The organism is Paeniglutamicibacter cryotolerans (assembly GCF_014190875.1).
Taxonomy (GTDB): Bacteria; Actinomycetota; Actinomycetes; order Actinomycetales; family Micrococcaceae; genus Paeniglutamicibacter; species Paeniglutamicibacter cryotolerans.
Genome location: NZ_JACHVS010000002.1, coordinates 165125 through 181786, shown reverse-complemented (window position 1 = coordinate 181786; position 16662 = coordinate 165125). Strand labels below are relative to the sequence as shown.

The following is a 16662-nucleotide window of genomic DNA, read 5'->3' as shown; positions in this document are numbered from 1 at the left end:
CGCACATTCATGAATTAGTTTTGAGGAGAACGGGGACACCATGTCTGAAACCGTGAACTTGCCGGCACTTGGCGAGAGCGTCACCGAAGGAACCGTTACGCGCTGGCTTAAGCAGGTCGGGGACCGCGTAGAGGTCGACGAGCCGCTGCTGGAAGTCTCGACCGACAAGGTCGACACCGAGATTCCGTCGCCGGTCGCCGGCGTCATCGAGGAAATCCTCGTGGCCGAGGACGAGACGGCGGAGGTCGGCGCCGCACTGGTGCGCATCGGCGATGGCTCCGGCGCAGGCGCCCCGGCAGCTGCTGAGGCTCCGGCCGCGGCCGTTGAGGCTCCGGCAGCCCCGGTTCCCGCTCCGGTCCAGGAAGCACCCGCCGCTCCGGCGGCGGCAGCCGCACCGGCCGCCGGCACCGACGTCGTGCTTCCGGCACTGGGCGAATCGGTCACCGAGGGCACCGTCACCCGCTGGCTGAAGCAGGTCGGCGAGGAAGTCGCGATGGACGAGCCACTGCTGGAGGTTTCCACCGACAAGGTCGACACCGAGATCCCATCGCCGGTTGCCGGCACCCTGCTGGAAATCCGCGTTGCCGAGGACGAGACGGCCGAGGTCGGCTCCGTGCTGGCAATCATCGGTTCGGCGGCTGCCGCAGCTCCGGCGGCACCGGCTGCCGCACCGGCACCCGCTGCCGCACCGGCACCCGCTGCCGCACCGGCACCCGCTGCCGCACCGGCTCCGGTCGCAGCACCGCCAGCACCGTCTGCCCCGGCACCCGTTGCTGCTCCGGCTCTGCAGGCTCCGGCCGCCGCGTCACCGGCAGCTACCCCGGCTTCCGACGGATATGTCACCCCGCTGGTGCGCCGCTTGGCATCGCAGTCCGGCGTCGACCTCTCCATGATCACCGGCACCGGTGTCGGTGGACGCATCCGCAAGCAGGACGTGCTCGACGCAGCAGCCAAGGTCACCGCCCCATCCGCTGCCGCCGCGGTCGCCTCCGCTCCGGCAGCCAAGGCCGCACCGGCCCCGGTCGTCGCATCGAGCCTGCGCGGCACCACGGAGAAGGCCCCGCGGATCCGCCAGGTCATCGCCCGCCGCATGCGTGAGTCGCTGGACATCTCCACGCAGCTGACCCAGGTGCACGAGGTCGACATGACCCGCATCGCCAAGCTGCGCACCGCTTCCAAGGACGGCTTCGCCGCCGTCAACGGCACCAAGCTGACTTTCCTGCCGTTCATCGCCAAGGCGGTCGCCGAGGCGCTGAAGCAGCACCCGAAGCTGAACGCCGAGTACGACGAGGCCAAGCAGGAAATCACCTACTACAACGCCGAGCACCTGGCGATTGCAGTAGACACCGACAAGGGCCTGCTGGTTCCGGTCATCTCCAACGCCGGCGACCTGAACCTGGCCGGCCTGGCCGGCAAGATCGCCGATGTCGCATCGCGTACGCGCAACAACAAGATCGGCCCGGACGAGCTGTCCGGCGGCACGTTCTCGATCACGAACATCGGTTCGGTCGGCGCGCTCTTCGACACCCCGATCATCAACCAGCCGCAGGTGGCCATCCTGGGCATCGGCGCCATCGTGAAGCGTGCCGTCGTCATGACGGACGCTGACGGAGACGACACCATCGCCGTCCGCCACATGATGTACCTGTCGCTGACCTACGATCACCGCCTGGTCGACGGTGCCGATGCCGGACGCTTCCTGCAGACGCTGAAGGCACGCCTTGAAGCGGGCGCCTTCGAATCGGATTTGGGCCTCTAGGCACATCTCCAGTGGGCGGCCCCTGCGGCAGCCCCGGCCACGGCGGGCGTTTCCCTTTGGCGGGAACCGCCCGCCGTGGCATTTAACTGCACCGCGATGATGCGCACGATGCCTCAGCCGCACCTGCCTTCCGGTTTCGACATGGCCTCTGAAACCGCCCTAGACTAGGGCTCATGGACTTCCTATTCAATCTGCTCATTTTCCTGCACATCCTCGGAGCAGCTGCCCTCGTCGGCGGCTGGCTGGCCTACTTCAAGACCCCGACAGTGACCCAATGGCAGTGGATTGGCGCGCTGGTCCAGCTGGTGACCGGCCTGCTGATGGTCGGCCTGATCTACATGGATGACGGCCAGCCGAACAACGCCAAGATCGGTCTCAAGACGCTGATCCTGATCGTCATCCTCGTCGCCGCCTTCCTTGGCCGGCGCAAGGTCAAGAACGGCGAAACGGTCCCGAAGGGCATCGCCCACGCAGTCGGTGGCCTGGCCCTGATCAACGTCGCCATCGCGGTGTTCTGGAACTGATTCCGAAATTCCCCGAGGGGAGATCCCGGCCTGCCTGTCCGGAGTCTCCCCTCGTCATTTAACGACCAGTGACCGGCGGCACTTTGGCGATGTGATCGGGCGCACCTAGGATGGCAAGTAAAGGGCCGGACTGGCCCGCCACGTTCGATCGAAGGAGTAGCCCGCATGGCAACCACCCGTTCAGCTAGCACCGTCTGGAGCGGCGACCTCGCCACCGGAACCGGCCAGACCACGTTTGAAACCTCTGGCATCGGTTCCTTCCCGGTAACCTGGAAGGCCCGTGCAGAGTCTGCCGAGGGCAAGACCAGCCCCGAGGAACTGATCGCCGCCGCGCACGCTGCCTGCTACTCGATGGCCCTGAGCAACATCCTCAAGGAGGCCGGCTTCACCGCCGAGCGCCTGGAAACGCGTGCCGAGGTCGATTTCGACACGAGCAACGGCGCCAAGATCTCCGCGATCCGCCTCTCGCTCTCCGCTTCGATCCCGGGCATCTCCCCGGAACAGTTCGAGCAGAGCACACAGGCCGCCAAGGAAGGCTGCCCGGTATCGGTCGCACTTGCCGCCGTCCCGAGCATCACCTTGGACGCCGTGCTGGTCTAGTCCGGCCCGAGGGGGGGCGCGTTGTGGTTTCGGGCTGTGTTGGCATCCCGGAAACCACACCGCGTCCCTTTTCGCTGCCCGGCGACGGGCCCTGTCAGTCCGCAGCGGTCACGGACCAGATCTTCCAGCCCTGCTCCGACAGGCGCAGCTCGAAGCGCACCCTGTCGCCCCGCCCATCGGACGTTGCCAGCACCTGGCCCCGGCCGTCTTCCACCCGGTAGGACGCCTGGACGCTACGGGCGGTCAGCATCATCACTCCACCTCCAGGCGATTCCGCTGTCCTCACGTCGCTCAGGACGGTTTCCAAATCGACGAAGCGCACCCCGCGCGCTTTCAGGGCCTCCACGGTCCGCCGGTCATGAGCGAGCGCGGGCGAGCCCGACGCGTGAACGCGATCGAGCTCCACGGCGCTTCCGCTGGCCAGCGCCTCATCGCGCAACGCCGCGAGCCGTACCAACGCCCGTGCTGGAGCCTCGGCATTGTCGGCGCTCCGGCGGGGTGCGGTCGATGGCACGGGCGATGGGAGCGTGGACGGCCGCAGTGAAGGCGATGCAGTTGCCCGGGGTCCTAGCCGTGCAGCGGTTGATGGCGCCGGCACGGAAGCCATCGGCGCCGCCGCATCCATCCGCGGGCCCGAAGACAACCAGAGTCCGGCCCCGGCAACTATCAGCAGCGCCAGCACGCCCAAGGCCACTCCGGGCACCCACGGGGTCCGTGGTGTCCGGCCGCGGCGAACCCTCCGAGGCCGAGGCCGGGCCGTGGGCCATCGCAACCGCCGCGCCTCCCGCTCCCCCGAAACCACCGTTGCCATCAGTCCCGAATCCTCCGGGCCGACCACGTCCTCGAGCTCGATGGGACGCGCCGTGGTGCCGGTGAAGATCCGCTGGGCCACGTCCTCGGCGGTCGGCCGCAACGCCGGATCCTCCTGCAGGCAGGACTCGATCAGTTCAACCAGTTCCTCCGGGATCCCGGGCATCAACGTCGACAGCGGCGGGCGCTGTCGCGTGGCTCCCGCCGTACGCCCGGTCAGCAGATACCACAGCACGGCTCCGAGCCCATAGACATCGCGGGCCGGATGCAGCAGCCCTGGCTGCCCGCCACCGGTTTCTGGCGCCATGAACCCCGGGGTGCCGCCGCTGGGCGCCCCTCGGCCCAGCACGGCGCGCAAGCCAAGATCCGCAAGCTGGGGCATTCCCTCGGCGGTGAAGAGGATGTTCCCCGGTGATACGTCGCCGTGGACCACTCCCTCGGAGTGCAGGTAGGCAAGTGCTGCGGCGATCGGAGCACATACCGTCACGGCTTCCCCCGTGCCCAGCGGTCCGCGCACCGCCAGCAACCGGGCCGCCGATCCACCCGGACAGTACTTGAGTAACAATCCCTGCCCCCGGTCCGTGTCCACCAGCCCGTAGTTGGCAAGCAGGAACTCGTGCTCCACCCCGAGCCGCGCCTCGTCGGCCACCGACCCAGGGTCCAACGGATCAAGTAGCTTGAGCGCCAGCAGGGTGCCGTCGCCCTGGCGGCGCAGTACATAAACGCTGGAGCTGGCCCCGGAGCCGAGCCGCCGCTCGGTCACATATCCGGACACCACCGGAGTGGGCATGAGGGCATCAGATGAATCCATGACCCAGTTCTACGCCGTTTGCCGGCATCGCACTTTCGTTATCCACAGGCAATATGTCGATATGCGATTCTTCCACCGACCTGCTACCTGCCTATCATGGTCGCCATGAGCATCACGTTTCAACGAATCGGCCATGCCCCGGACCTGGTGGACTACCGCGAGGCCTGGGACCTGCAGCGCCGCGTACACGACGAAGTCGGCGCTGGCGGGTGTGGTCCCACCGTGTTCTTGCTGGAACACGCGCCCGTCTACACCGCCGGGCGGCGTACCGAGCCGTCGGACCTGCCCGCGGACGGCACCCCGGTGATCGATGTGGATCGAGGCGGCAAGCTGACCTGGCACGGGCCTGGACAGCTGGTCGGCTACGCGATAGTGCGCCTGCGTGATCCCCTGGCGATCCGCGACTACGTGGCACGGTTAGAAGACGCGCTGATCGCCGTCTGCGCCACCTACGGGGTCACCGGCGTTCGCATCCAGGGCCGATCCGGGGTCTGGGTCAGGGGTACCGACGGCGCGCGCGATAACAAGCTCGCCGCCATCGGCATCCGGGTAGATCACGGCGTCACCATGCACGGCTTCGCACTGAACTGCTCCAACGACCTGTTCCCCTACGAACAGATCATCGCCTGCGGCATCACTGACGCCGGCACCACTACCCTGAGCATCGAAGCCGGATCCGCCATCGATCCGGCCGATGTCATGGACAGTATTGAGCAGGAACTGCTGACCCGGCTGACCCCTGCCATCCACACCATCGCCGTCATCCCAGAAGGAGCCATCCGATGAACGCAGCACCCGAAGGCCGCCGCCTGCTTCGCATCGAACAACGCAACTCAGCCACCCCGGTGGAGCGAAAGCCGGACTGGATCAGGACCAAGGTCAACATCGGCCCCGAATATGTGGAGCTCAAGAAGCTGGTGAAGTCCGAGGGGCTGAACACCGTCTGCGAGGAGGCCGGCTGCCCGAACATCTTCGAGTGCTGGGAGGACAAGGAAGCCACCTTCCTGATCGGCGGCTCCGAGTGCACTAGGCGCTGCGACTTCTGCCAGATCGACACCGGCAAGCCGCAGCCGATCGACCGGGCCGAACCGTTCAAGGTAGCGATGAGCGTGAAGAAGATGGGCCTGCGCTATGCCACGGTGACCGGCGTTGCCCGGGATGACCTCGAGGACGAGGGCACCTGGCTCTACGCCGAGACCGTGCGCCGGATCCACCAGATGAACCCGGGCACCGGCGTCGAGCTGCTGATCCCGGATTTCTCCGGCAAGCCCGAATTCCTCAACGAGATCTGCGCGGCCGCCCCGGAGGTCTATGCGCACAACCTGGAGACGGTGCCGCGGCTGTTCAAGTCGATCCGTCCTGCCTTCCGTTATGAGCGCTCGCTCGATGTCATCGCCCAGGGCCGGAAGAACGGGATGATCACCAAGTCGAACCTGATTTTGGGCATGGGCGAGACCCGCGAGGAGGTCACCTCGGCGATGCGTGACATGGTCGATGCCGGCTGCGACCTGCTGACCATTACGCAGTATCTGCGCCCGACCGAGCGCCACCACCCGGTGGTGCGCTGGGTCAAGCCGCAGGAGTTCGTCGAGTTACAGGACGAGGCCCAGGAAATGGGCTTCCTGGGCGTCATGAGCGGACCACTGGTGCGCTCCTCCTACCGTGCCGGGCGGTTGTGGGCCGGAGCCATGCGCAGCAAGGGACTGCCGATTCCGGCGGAGCTGGAGCACATTGCCAGCTCTGGCGATACGCGCCAGGAAGCCTCGAGCCTCGTCGGCAACTTGTAACCTTGATGGATCACGTAGAATTGAATCACTATGGCCAAAACCACCGATAGCGCCTCGACCGAGGCCTCCCAGCCCAAACGCGGACTCTTCTCGCGCAAGCCCAAGGCCGAAAAGGCCGCCAAGGAACCAGGCCGGCTGAAACAGCTCGGCCAGGTCTTCCAGATGACCCGCAAGAACGACCCGATGGTCGTCTGGCTGATGCTTCTGGCGTTCCTTGGTGCCATCGTTCTCGGCCTGCTGATCAGCCTGTTGCTGCCCGGCAACAACTGGATCACTGCACTGCTGATTTCGATCCCGGTCGGCCTGCTTGGCGCGACCATGATCCTCTCCCGGCGCGCCGAACGTGCCGCGTTCTCCCAGCTCGAGGGACGTCCGGGTGCTGCCGGTGCCGCCATGAGCGTGCTGCGCCGCGGCTGGATCCTGAAGGACCAGCCGGTCGCCGTGAGCCCGCGCACCCAGGACCTCGTGTTTCTGGCCATCGGCCGCGCCGGGGTCGTGCTGGTCACCGAAGGCCCGATCTCGCGTGTGAAGCCGCTGGTCGACGCCGAGCGTCGTCGTCTGGGCCGCGTGCTGCCGAACGTGCCGATCCACGTGGTCAACGCCGGCAACGACGAGGGTCAGGTCCCGCTCGCAGCGGTGGGCAAGAAGATGAAGAAGCTGCCCAAGGCCATCACCAAGCTCGAGGTCAGCGCCGTCGACAAGCGCATCAGCACCCTGGGCAGTGCCAAACTGCCGATCCCCAAGGGCATCGACCCGACCCGTGCCCGGCCTTCGCGCCGCTCCGGCAGGTAGCTTGACCCCCTGGTTCGATCACGGGGCGGGATGGGATGGAAACCACGGTTTCCGGCCCATCCCGCCCCTCGGCTTTTAAACCAATGTCGTTTACTTCGGCGCATGGTGTTTCCAGCGTATTGCTGTGGAACATCTGGGATGGGTTTCCCCTCAAGGACCCGACCGGTTGACCGATCATGTTTTGATCGGTGTGGTGACGAAGGTTCCCGTCGGATCTGGTGGCAAGGCCCTCAAGGACGCTGGTGTAGAGGAACACCGGAACCGGTTGTTGCCGGCCCGGCTGATGGTCTGTTAGTGATGGCTTTGGCGTTGTTTTCACCGGGTCCTGCCAAGAGGTGATGCGTTCCCTGATGGCCGGACTCGAGTGGGTTGCCAGCCGGTTCACGGCATGGCAGATGCCCCCGAAGGCGGTGATCTTCAAGGTTCGAACCCGGTTGGGATACCCCGTTATGGCTCAGCCCTTAGATGAGGTCGCCCACCCACTGGGCCGGGATCCGGAACCCGGGTTCCTGCCCGGGCTGCGGTTGGCAGCCGTGGACGGCGCCGTCCTGGAAGTCCCCCGATAAGCCGGCCAACGAACGGTCCTTCGGACGGCCAGGCACCAAAACCCCCGAAAAGCCGGTCCTCGCAGGCCAGAGTGCTGGCCGTGGCCGAATGCTGAACCCACCTGGTATTCGGAGCGGCGCTCAGCGGCTGCAGCACCTCGGAACACGATATCTCTCCCCGGGATTGCTGCACTATCTGGATCCTTCGCTGCGTCAGGTCGCAGACCGAGGGTTCTTCAGTTCCGAGACCTTCACCCAAAGCACAGCCACCGGCGCTCAACTGTTGTGTCGGCTGAAATCGAATTCGGTGCTTCCGGTCAGGGAAGGACTCCCAGATGGTTCATTTCCGAGATCGGGCCGGGGTTCCACCAACGCAACGCCGACCGGCGAGGCAGGCCCCCGCCTGTCCGGGTCGTGGAATACCTCGTAAACAGCGGTGGGAAATCGGGGACTGTTTCGACGAGCTCAAGTCCCGCCAACGCGACGTTGGCGCCGTGGTGCGCTCGAAGACTCCATTCGGGAGTGGTTCAGGAAATCCACGGATACCTTTGCAGGCATTACGTGTTGCGCCCCCTGGTTGCCGACGCCGCCCAGGAATTCACGGAAGACCCGCTACGGCTTTCCTTGGCCTCCGCCCTTCGGGCCTCCCGGCGTTCCCTGACCCGGCCTCCGGATTTCCCCCCCTGAGATGTCAGGCGTGGCGTTCGTTGGCGCCTGCTGGGAAATCCTCAACGAACTCCTGCGTGGGTGCAGGAAACGCAACAGCACACGTCAGGCCATGCGCAAAGTGACCCTCGGACCACCCGATCAGATCCTGAAGAGCACGCCAAAGTAAACGGGATTGCATTCATAATTCATGACTATGGCCCGACTTTGCAGAAGCCCTGCCTTCAAGCTGGGAGACTACCGCTAATCGCATGGGCGAAAAGCATGGGGCCCGGATCCAAACGGATCCGGGCCCCATGCTGAAGAATCAGTCTTGGTACTAGATGCGCACCAAGACCGTGTTAACGATCTTGTCGTGGTAACCGCGCTGATCGGCGTCGCTGATCAGCACCGGGATCACCAGCAGGATCAACAGCGTGCGCACGACGCCCTTGAGTGGCGTGATGGCCTTTCCATCCATGCCCTGAACCTGCAGGCTCATGATGCGGTGCCCAATCGAGTGCCCGGTGACGCCGACGAAGAGCATCTGCGTGACGGCGAAGATAGCCAGATCGGCGAATTGCGCGCTCTTGAAGATCAGTGCAGCGAGGATCATCGCTATCGCCCAGTCGATGCACAGGGCAACGACGCGACGACCGATGCGTGCCACGCTGCCCGGTCCGGCCTCGGGGCGGCCTAGGCGCTGGCCCGGCCATTCCTGGTTGCTCAGTTGCGGGGGGCCCTCGAGCCACGATCCAAAGTCTTTTCTTTCCACCCCTTCAGGGTACCGGCGTTTCCCGGGCGCCCTCCTTACTTGGGGCGCCCACTACGCTCCCACCGTGGCCCAACACTCGGCCAACGGTGAGAATGTGGCATATCACACGCTCCCAGCGTTCAGATCGGCGCCATGTAACGCGCCGGAAACAAAAGAGACACGGACGGTTAACGCCCACACGCTATCGTTGTTCATGGAGACGGGCCGTTCAGGGCCCCACGGATGCGACAAACGCAGAGCCGGAAAAACCAACGAGGAGCAGTACAAGATGTTCAAGAATGCTGACGAAGTTCTCAAGTTCATCACCGACGAAGAGGTTAAGTTCGTCGACATCCGTTTCACCGACTTGCCGGGCATCCAGCAGCACTTCAACGTGCCGGCCAAGACCGTGGACGCGGACTTCTTCATCAACGGGCAGCTGTTCGACGGCTCCTCGATCGCCGGCTTCGCGGGCCTGGCCGACTCGGACCTGCAGCTGATCCCAGACGTGACCAGCGCCTTCATGGATCCGTTCCGACTGGAGAAGACCCTGGCGTTGAACTTCTCGATCGTGAACCCGCGCACCGGTGATCCGTACCACCGCGACCCGCGCTCCGTCGCCGAGCGCGCCGAGGCCTACCTGACTTCCACCGGCATCGCCGATACCGCCTTCTTCGCCCCCGAGGCCGAGTTCTTCATCTTCGAAAACGTCCAATACGAATCCAAGCCGCAGGGCTCCTTCTACAAGGTCGATTCCGATGAGGCACCGTGGAACTCCGGTCGCAAGGAAGAGGGCGGCAACCAGGGCTACAAGACCCCCTTCAAGGGTGGCTACTTCCCCGTCTCCCCCACCGACAAGCAGGCCGACCTGCGCGATGCCATTTGCCTCGAGCTGGATGCGGCGGGCCTCGAGGTCGAGCGCTCGCACCACGAGGTCGGCGCAGCCGGGCAGGCCGAGATCAACTACAAGTTCAACACGCTGACCCACTCGGCCGATGACATCCTGAAGTTCAAGTACATCGTCAAGAACGTCGCCGACGCATGGGGCAAGTCAGCCACGTTCATGCCGAAGCCGATCTTCGGTGAGAACGGCTCGGGCATGCACTGCCACCAGTCGCTGTGGGCCAACGGCATTCCCCTGTTCTACGACGAGAAGGGCTATGCCGGCCTCTCGGACGTGGCCCGCTGGTACATCGGCGGCCTGCTCAAGCACGCTTCCGCCGTACTCGCCTTCACCAACCCGACGGTGAACTCCTACCGCCGTCTGGTCAAGGGCTACGAAGCCCCGGTCAACATGGTCTACTCGCAGGGCAACCGATCGGCCGGCATCCGCATCCCGATCACCGGATCGAACCCGAAGGCCAAGCGCATCGAGTTCCGCGCACCGGACGCCGCGTGCAACCCGTACTTGGCCTTCGCCGCCCAGCTGATGGCAGGCCTTGACGGCATCAAGAATCGCATCGAGCCGGCGGACCCGATCGACAAGGACCTCTATGAGCTGCCCGCCGAGGAAGCCAAGGACATCCAGGTTGCTCCGGGCTCGTTGGAAGAGGCGCTCGCTGCATTGGAGGACGACTTCGATTTCCTGCTGGCGGGCGACGTCTTCACCGAGGACCTGATCCGCACCTGGATCGAGTACAAGCGTGAGCACGAAATCAAGCCGCTGTCGCTTCGCCCGAACCCGTACGAGTTCGAGCTGTACTACGGCTGCTAGTAGCCTCCCGCCGATGAGCGGGGCGTAGCAAACACAAGAGGGGTCCGCGCGGGCCGCCCAAGGACATCGTCCTGGCGGTCCGTGCGGACCCCTCTTGCGTGCGTCCGACAACGGCCGGAGACACCCCTGCTGCTGTCGTTGCTGTCGCGTGGTGCCGCCCCGTATGGGGAGCCCTGGCGTCGGCACGAAAACCGATCACCCGAAATGCGAGGGTACCTCGGACCCTGACTGCGGAAGCCTCACGATCCCCCAGTTGGCCCGGCGGCTCAGAACCGGGCGCCGCATGTGCAACGAACCTCCGAACGCGCTGGCCACAAACGCCGCGTTCACCCTCGGTGCCGGACTCCCCTGGCGTTCGAGAGCCGGAATCCACGCCTGCGGGACGGGGAAGTAATTGCCTTCCACGTGCAGAGGCTGGCGAGCCAGCATCCAGCCTTGTCCCGCGAGCTGCCATGGGCCCGTGCCTCCGCAATGACGCCGGCACGGGGAGCCGGAACATCGGGATCAAGCGAAAGGGAGGCCCCGGTCTCGAAAGACCAGGACCTCCCCAGGTGCTCAGACTATGCCTTCTTGCGCGTTAGCAGTCCCCAGATAACGAGGACGATCAACGAACCGCCAATGGCCAGCAACCACGTTGACAGCGACCAGAACTCGCTAATGTCCACTCCGAACAATTTCGAGCCGATCCAACCGCCGACAACGGCGCCAACTACGCCAAGCAGCAAGGTGGCGAGCCAGCCGCCGCCTTGCTCCCCTGGCTTGATTGCCTTCGCAATCGCACCGGCGATCAGGCCTAGAACAATCCAACCAATGAATCCCATGACTTTTCTCCGTTCGGATGAAGTTACGTCGTTCAGCATCAGAAAGCAGATGCACTCGGTTGATTTTACTGACGAGTAGGTATCGGTCGGTGCGACACGCCACCGGCAAGAGTGTGATTCATGCGACACCAGGGGTGGGTTGGCTCCCGTCGCCGACAGAGCCGATGGCGATACGGGCGGCAGCCCGTTTGAACAACCGAAAACCTCGTCAGCTAGCCCGCAATGGTGGTGAGCAAGAAGGCCGAGTCCCCGTTGGCCACAACGTTGTGGACGGCCTCGGGCAACACGTAGAGCCCGCCTTCCTCGACGGTGACCGGTTCGCCGCCGGACCAGTTCACCGTGACCGATCCCCGCAGCACGAGCAGCGTCGCGGAGGCCGGCTTGGTGTGGTCATCGAGCCGAGAACCGTCGGTGATGGCCAGCAGCGTGTGGCGCAGCTTCCCGTCGCGCAATACCGCATGAGCGCTGCGGCCATGCGGGTTGGCTGCTGCCTTGGCGAGGTGTTCCGTCGTGAGGGAGGTCAGTTCAGCCTGCGTGATGTGCATGTCCTTCTCCTTGCTTAATGTGGCGGTCCCCGGTCCGGGAGCCGTGAATCAGTGGTCGAAACCGTAGAAATGCCGTTCGAAGACGGACCGGGCCAGCCGGGTGGCCTTGAGGTAATCATCCTCCATCTGCGCCGCCTGGCCAGGCTCGTAGCCGCACCAACGGGCAACGGCCTCCATCTCGTTGCGGTCCTTCGGCAGCACGTCGGAGGCCCGTCCGGTACAGGCCATCGAGGCCGACCGGATGCGCGATGCCAACTGCCAGGCCCTGTCCAGCGTCTCCACATCGTCACCGGGCAGCAGCCGCTCCCCATCGATCGCCGCCAGCGCCTCGGGAGTCGAGGTGGTGCGCAGCGCGGGGTACTGCCCGGCGTGCTGCAGTTGCAACAGCTGGACCAGCCATTCCACGTCGCTCAGTCCGCCGCGGCCCAGCTTCACGTGCCGGGCCGGATCGGCCCCGCGCGGCAGTCGCTCGGCCTCCACCCGGGCCTTGATCCGCCGGATCTCACGCAGCTCGGTCTCGGTGATGTGCTGGCCGTAGCGCAGCGCGTCGGCCATGACCATGAACTCGGCGGCAAGGTCGTCGGATCCCGCCATCGGACGGGCACGCAGCAGTGCCTGGATTTCCCAGATCTGCGCCCAGCGCCCGTAGTAGTCGCGGTAGGCCTCCAGCGAGCGCACCATCGGGCCCTGTTTGCCCTCGGGGCGCAGGTCGGCGTCGATCTCCAGCCGTGGTTCCGCGGCGATGGCGGGGACCAGCGGCTTCTTCATGAGCCCGGTGAGCCGGGCGACGATGCGCAGCGCCTGTTCCTGGGCACCCTGCACATCGGCCCCGGGCAGTGCCCGCTGCACGAACATCACGTCGGCATCCGAGCCGTAGCCGATCTCGCGCCCGCCCTGGCGGCCCATGGCCACCACCAGCAGGTCGGCGAGTTGGGGGGTTTGTGAGTATTCAATGCCCTCGGCCACGCGCAGTGCGCCGAGCACGGCTGCCCGGTCGATATCCGAGAGCGCGATCCCGACCTGGGGGCGGACGATGAGCCCGGCGCCGTCGGCCAGCGCAACACGCAGGATCTCACGGCGGCGGATCAGCCGGATGAAGCGGATCAGCTGGCCCTCGGGGGCGGGGCGGTTGAGCTTGGAAGAGATCTCGGCCCAGAGCTGGTCGAAAGTGCGCGGGACCAGGTCCCTGTCGTCGCCCAGCCAAGCGGCCGATTCCGGGGAGACCTCGAGCAGGTCGGTGAGGAAGCGGGAGTTGGCCAGGATGTGGCAGAGCCGCTCGGCCCCGGCACTCGAGTCACGCAGCATGCCCAGGTACCAGTGCGATTCGCCGAGGGATTCACTGAGCCGGCGGAATCCCAGCAGGCCCGCGTCCGGGTCCACTCCCTCGGCGATCCAGCCCAGCAACACCGGCAGCAGCTGGCGCTGCAGCGCGGCACGGCGCCTGACCCCTGAGGTGAGCGCCTCGATATGCCGCATGGCGGCCTTCGGATCCGCATAGCCCAGGGCCTTCAGCCGCGCCTGGGCCGCCTCGGGGCTCAGCCGCACCTCGTCCTCGGAGAGGTTCGAGGCATTGCTCAGCAACGGGCGGTAGAAGATCCGCTCATGCAGCGAGCGGACGGTGCGTTTGGTGGAGGCCCAGGTCGCCAGCAGGTCGGCGGCGCCGGTGCGCGGTTTCGGTCCGGCCCCCAGCACGGCCCGGGCCAGCACCCGCTGGGCAGGTTCCTTGGCCGGCATCAGGTGCGTGCGGCGCAGGTGCACCAGCTGGATCCGATGCTCGAGCACGCGCAGGTAGCGGTAGGCGCTGTCGAACACCGCCGCATCGTCGCGCCCGATGTAGCCGGCGGCGCTGAGCGCGGCAATGGCACTGGTGGTATCACGCATCCGCAGCGACTCGTCGGTGCGGCCGTGGACCAGCTGGAGCAGCTGGACGGTGAATTCGACGTCGCGCAGCCCGCCGGGGCCCAATTTGATCTGCCGGGCCACCTCGGCGGCGGCGATGTTTGCCGTGACCCGCCGGCGCATCGCCTGCACCGATTCGACGAAGCCCTCGCGTTCCGAGGAGGACCAGACCAGTGGCGCGACCATGGCCTCGTAGTCGGCACCGAGCTCCGGGTCACCGGCAATGTGCCGGGCTTTGAGCAGCGCCTGGAATTCCCAGCTCTGCGCCCAGCGTCCGTAGTAGGCGGCGTGGGATTCCAGGGTGCGCGAGAGGGCGCCGTCGCGTCCCTCCGGGCGCAGGTTCGCGTCCACCTCCCACAGCGGTGGTTCACTTCCGGGCCCGCTCAGCACCCGGCTGATTCCCGCTGCCAGGCACTCGGCGATGGAAGTAGCCAGGTCCAGATCGATACCCGTGGAGGAATGCACGTAGATGACATCGACATCCGAGACGTAGTTCAGTTCCCGCGCCCCGCACTTTCCCATGCCGATCACGGCAAGGGACACGGCGGCTATGTCATCGGCGGCGAAGCGCTCGGCGGCTTCCAACCGGGATACGGCGAGCGCGGCTTCGATCGCGGTGGCTGCGAGATCCGCCAGCTCGCGGCCCACCTTGGGCATGGCCTCCAGCGGGTCGGCGGCGGCCAGGTCGCGCAGCGCCAGATCGGTCAACCGGCCCCGGTAGGCGATGCGCAGCGCGGCATGGGCCTCAGGGCCGGACATCGTCGCGACCGGTGCCATCGAGCCGGGGTCCGCGCCCACGGCCCACAGCATCATGGTGCGCAGTACGCCCGGCTCGGTGCCGGCCATGATCGCCGGGTGCACGACATGGAGCACGTTGAGCTGCTCCGGCCGGCGGATCAGGAACTCGGTCAGCGCCTCGGAGGCGCCGAGCAGCCGGGCCAGGCCCGGACGCAGCTCGGCCCGTCCGGCGACCTCGATCACCCGCGGGGTGCGTTCGATGAGCCGGATCAGGCCCAGCAGCGCCTGGTCGGGATCGGCGGCGTCAGCCAACGCGCCAACGACGATTTCCGGGGAAGCGGCTGCCAGTTCCGGTGCGGCGAGGAAGTGCCGGGCCCGATCCAGGTCATCGAAGCCGGCACTGATCAGGCTGCGGGTCAGGTTGGGCGGCAGGGACACGACGCCGCCCTAGAGGATGCCCAGGTAGCGCTTGAGCTCGAACGGGCTGACGTTCTGGCGGTAGCCCTCCCACTCGTCGCGCTTGTTGCGCAGGAACGACTCGAAGACCTGCTCGCCGAGGATCCCGGCAACCAGCTCCGATTCCTCCATGGAGCGGATCGCGTCGTGCAGCGAACCGGGCAGCGGGTCGTGTCCCATGGCACGGCGCTCGGCCGTGCTGAGCGACCAGACATCGTCCTCGGCATGCGGTTCGAGTTCGTATCCCTCCTGGATGCCCTTCAGGCCGGCGCCGAGCAGGCATGCGTAGGCCAGGTAGGGATTGGTGGCCGAGTCGATGCCGCGGTACTCCACGCGGGCGCTCTGGCCCTTGTTCGGCTTGTACAGCGGCACGCGCACCAGCGCGGAGCGGTTGTTATGGCCCCAGGAGCGGTGGCTGGGAGCCTCTCCCCCACCCCAGAGGCGCTTGTAGGAGTTCACGAACTGGTTGGTGACGGCGGTGAATTCCGGGGCGTGGCGCAGGATGCCGGCGATGAACTGGCGGGCGGTGTCCGAGAGCTGGAACTCGCGGCCGGCCTCATAGAACGCGTTGGTATCGCCCTCGAAGAGCGAAAAGTGGGTGTGCATCCCGGAGCCCGGCTCGTCGGAGAACGGCTTGGGCATGAACGTCGCGTAGATGCCCTGCTGGATCGCCACCTCCTTGATCACGGTACGGAACGTCATCACGTTGTCAGCGGTCTGCAGCGCGTCGGCGTAGCGCAGGTCGATTTCGTTCTGGCCCGGGCCGTTCTCGTGGTGGCTGAACTCCACCGAGATACCGACGGCCTCGAGCATGGTCACGGCGGTGCGCCGGAAGTCCTGGGCGACGCCGCCGGTGACGTGGTCGAAGTAGCCGGCGCGGTCCACCGGCACCGGTGAGCCATCGGGCCCCAAGTCGCTGGACTTGAGCAGATAGAACTCGATTTCCGGGTGGGTATAGCAGGTGAAGCCCATGTCCGAGGCGACGGCGAGCTGGCGCTTGAGCACGTGTCGGGGGTCGGCCGCGGAGGGCGCCCCGTCGGGAGTCAGGATGTCGCAGAACATGCGCGATGTGGATTCGGTTTCACCGCGCCAGGGCAGGATCTGGAACGTGGAGGGGTCCGGCTGGGCAAGCATGTCGGATTCGGAAATCCGCGACAGGCCTTCGATGGAGGAGCCGTCGAAGCCCAGTCCCTCCTCGAACGCGCCCTCCACCTCGGCCGGAGCAAGGGCAACGGATTTCAGCGAACCCACGACGTCAGTGAACCACAACCTGACGAAGCGCACGTCGCGCTCTTCGATGGTCCTCAGAACGAATTCCTGCTGGCGATCCACTGGTGTGTTCCTTCCCTGACGAAACGCTGGGCAACGGCCTTCGCCGCTGCCTCCCACTTTATACGGAAGTGCCACAGACTAGGGCGTTCATTGCCCGCGATGCGCCGCACGAGTCGCTGGCGTATCGTCT

Annotated in this window: 13 protein-coding genes and 1 pseudogene; 8 read left to right on the top strand and 6 right to left on the bottom strand. The window is 66.0% G+C overall.

All coding sequences use genetic code 11. From position 1 onward, the window contains the following. Window positions 1-40 precede the first annotated feature (40 nt). The 3 genes from sucB to E9229_RS13975 all read left to right on the top strand — a co-directional run bounded on the left by sucB (window position 41) and on the right by E9229_RS13975 (window position 2883). Complete coding sequence (gene sucB / locus E9229_RS13985; protein WP_183512222.1) at window positions 41-1759, top strand: 2-oxoglutarate dehydrogenase, E2 component, dihydrolipoamide succinyltransferase; 1719 nt, start codon at window positions 41-43, stop codon at window positions 1757-1759. Between the two features lie 173 nt (window positions 1760-1932). After that, entirely contained in the window at window positions 1933-2283 is a 351-nt protein-coding gene (locus E9229_RS13980) for a hypothetical protein (RefSeq protein ID WP_183512221.1), read from the top strand. Between the two features lie 165 nt (window positions 2284-2448). Then, window positions 2449-2883: an OsmC family peroxiredoxin gene (locus E9229_RS13975; RefSeq protein ID WP_183512220.1), complete on the top strand. Its 435-nt coding sequence runs from the start codon at window positions 2449-2451 to the stop codon at window positions 2881-2883. A gap of 94 nt (window positions 2884-2977) precedes the next feature. Here E9229_RS13975 and E9229_RS13970 read toward each other — a convergent pair whose 3' ends face one another. Then, the gene (locus E9229_RS13970) at window positions 2978-4504 is read right to left on the bottom strand and encodes a serine/threonine protein kinase (RefSeq protein ID WP_183512219.1); all 1527 of its coding nucleotides are present in this window, start codon (window positions 4502-4504) and stop codon (window positions 2978-2980) included. A gap of 105 nt (window positions 4505-4609) precedes the next feature. On the opposite strand from E9229_RS13970, the gene lipB reads away from it, so the two are divergent. From lipB to E9229_RS13950, 4 genes and pseudogenes are all read left to right on the top strand, one after another. After that, complete coding sequence (gene lipB, locus E9229_RS13965; protein WP_183512217.1) at window positions 4610-5290, top strand: lipoyl(octanoyl) transferase LipB; 681 nt, start codon at window positions 4610-4612, stop codon at window positions 5288-5290. Then, window positions 5287-6291 (top strand): lipoyl synthase, encoded by a 1005-nt coding sequence (gene lipA, locus E9229_RS13960; RefSeq protein ID WP_183512216.1) that lies wholly within the window; start codon window positions 5287-5289, stop codon window positions 6289-6291. Before lipB ends, lipA begins: the two co-directional genes overlap by 4 nt. 30 nt (window positions 6292-6321) lie before the next feature. Next, a complete protein-coding gene (locus tag E9229_RS13955) occupies window positions 6322-7083 on the top strand; it encodes a DUF4191 domain-containing protein (protein ID WP_183512215.1) in 762 nt (253 codons plus the stop codon). 124 nt (window positions 7084-7207) lie between these two features. Beyond that, window positions 7208-8315, top strand: a pseudogene (locus tag E9229_RS13950) (transposase domain-containing protein). Window positions 8316-8613: 298 nt separating this feature from the next. Here the strand turns inward: E9229_RS13950 and E9229_RS13945 are convergent. After that, entirely contained in the window at window positions 8614-9048 is a 435-nt protein-coding gene (locus E9229_RS13945) for an RDD family protein (RefSeq protein WP_183512214.1), read from the bottom strand. Between the two features lie 268 nt (window positions 9049-9316). Here E9229_RS13945 and glnA (E9229_RS13940) point away from each other — a divergent pair, with 268 nt between their 5' ends. Beyond that, the gene (glnA, locus tag E9229_RS13940; RefSeq protein ID WP_183512213.1) at window positions 9317-10741 is read left to right on the top strand and encodes a type I glutamate--ammonia ligase; all 1425 of its coding nucleotides are present in this window, start codon (window positions 9317-9319) and stop codon (window positions 10739-10741) included. 560 nt (window positions 10742-11301) lie between these two features. Here glnA (E9229_RS13940) and E9229_RS13935 read toward each other — a convergent pair. The 4 genes from E9229_RS13935 to glnA (E9229_RS13920) all read right to left on the bottom strand — a co-directional run bounded on the left by E9229_RS13935 (window position 11302) and on the right by glnA (E9229_RS13920) (window position 16532). Continuing rightward, the gene (locus E9229_RS13935; RefSeq protein ID WP_183513065.1) at window positions 11302-11562 is read right to left on the bottom strand and encodes a GlsB/YeaQ/YmgE family stress response membrane protein; all 261 of its coding nucleotides are present in this window, start codon (window positions 11560-11562) and stop codon (window positions 11302-11304) included. A 212-nt stretch (window positions 11563-11774) separates the two neighbouring features. Beyond that, the gene (locus E9229_RS13930) at window positions 11775-12107 is read right to left on the bottom strand and encodes a cupin domain-containing protein (protein ID WP_183512212.1); all 333 of its coding nucleotides are present in this window, start codon (window positions 12105-12107) and stop codon (window positions 11775-11777) included. A 48-nt stretch (window positions 12108-12155) separates the two neighbouring features. Further along, the gene (locus E9229_RS13925; RefSeq protein ID WP_312855714.1) at window positions 12156-15182 is read right to left on the bottom strand and encodes a bifunctional [glutamine synthetase] adenylyltransferase/[glutamine synthetase]-adenylyl-L-tyrosine phosphorylase; all 3027 of its coding nucleotides are present in this window, start codon (window positions 15180-15182) and stop codon (window positions 12156-12158) included. 9 nt (window positions 15183-15191) lie between these two features. Continuing rightward, window positions 15192-16532, bottom strand: a complete 1341-nt coding sequence (glnA, locus tag E9229_RS13920; protein ID WP_183512211.1) for a type I glutamate--ammonia ligase — start codon at window positions 16530-16532, stop codon at window positions 15192-15194. Window positions 16533-16662 lie beyond the last annotated feature (130 nt).

Excerpts from the sequence above, each read along its gene's own strand:
- E9229_RS13980 (WP_183512221.1), top strand. The coding sequence starts at position 1,933 with ATGGACTTCCTATTCAATCTGCTCATTTTCCTGCACATCCTCGGAGCA.
- E9229_RS13970 (WP_183512219.1), bottom strand. The coding sequence starts at position 4,504 with ATGGATTCATCTGATGCCCTCATGCCCACTCCGGTGGTGTCCGGATAT.
- E9229_RS13975 (WP_183512220.1), top strand. The coding sequence starts at position 2,449 with ATGGCAACCACCCGTTCAGCTAGCACCGTCTGGAGCGGCGACCTCGCC.
- E9229_RS13955 (WP_183512215.1), top strand. The coding sequence starts at position 6,322 with ATGGCCAAAACCACCGATAGCGCCTCGACCGAGGCCTCCCAGCCCAAA.
- sucB (WP_183512222.1), top strand. The coding sequence starts at position 41 with ATGTCTGAAACCGTGAACTTGCCGGCACTTGGCGAGAGCGTCACCGAA.
- glnA (WP_183512213.1), top strand. The coding sequence starts at position 9,317 with ATGTTCAAGAATGCTGACGAAGTTCTCAAGTTCATCACCGACGAAGAG.
- lipB (WP_183512217.1), top strand. The coding sequence starts at position 4,610 with ATGAGCATCACGTTTCAACGAATCGGCCATGCCCCGGACCTGGTGGAC.
- lipA (WP_183512216.1), top strand. The coding sequence starts at position 5,287 with ATGAACGCAGCACCCGAAGGCCGCCGCCTGCTTCGCATCGAACAACGC.
- E9229_RS13930 (WP_183512212.1), bottom strand. The coding sequence starts at position 12,107 with ATGCACATCACGCAGGCTGAACTGACCTCCCTCACGACGGAACACCTC.
- E9229_RS13935 (WP_183513065.1), bottom strand. The coding sequence starts at position 11,562 with ATGGGATTCATTGGTTGGATTGTTCTAGGCCTGATCGCCGGTGCGATT.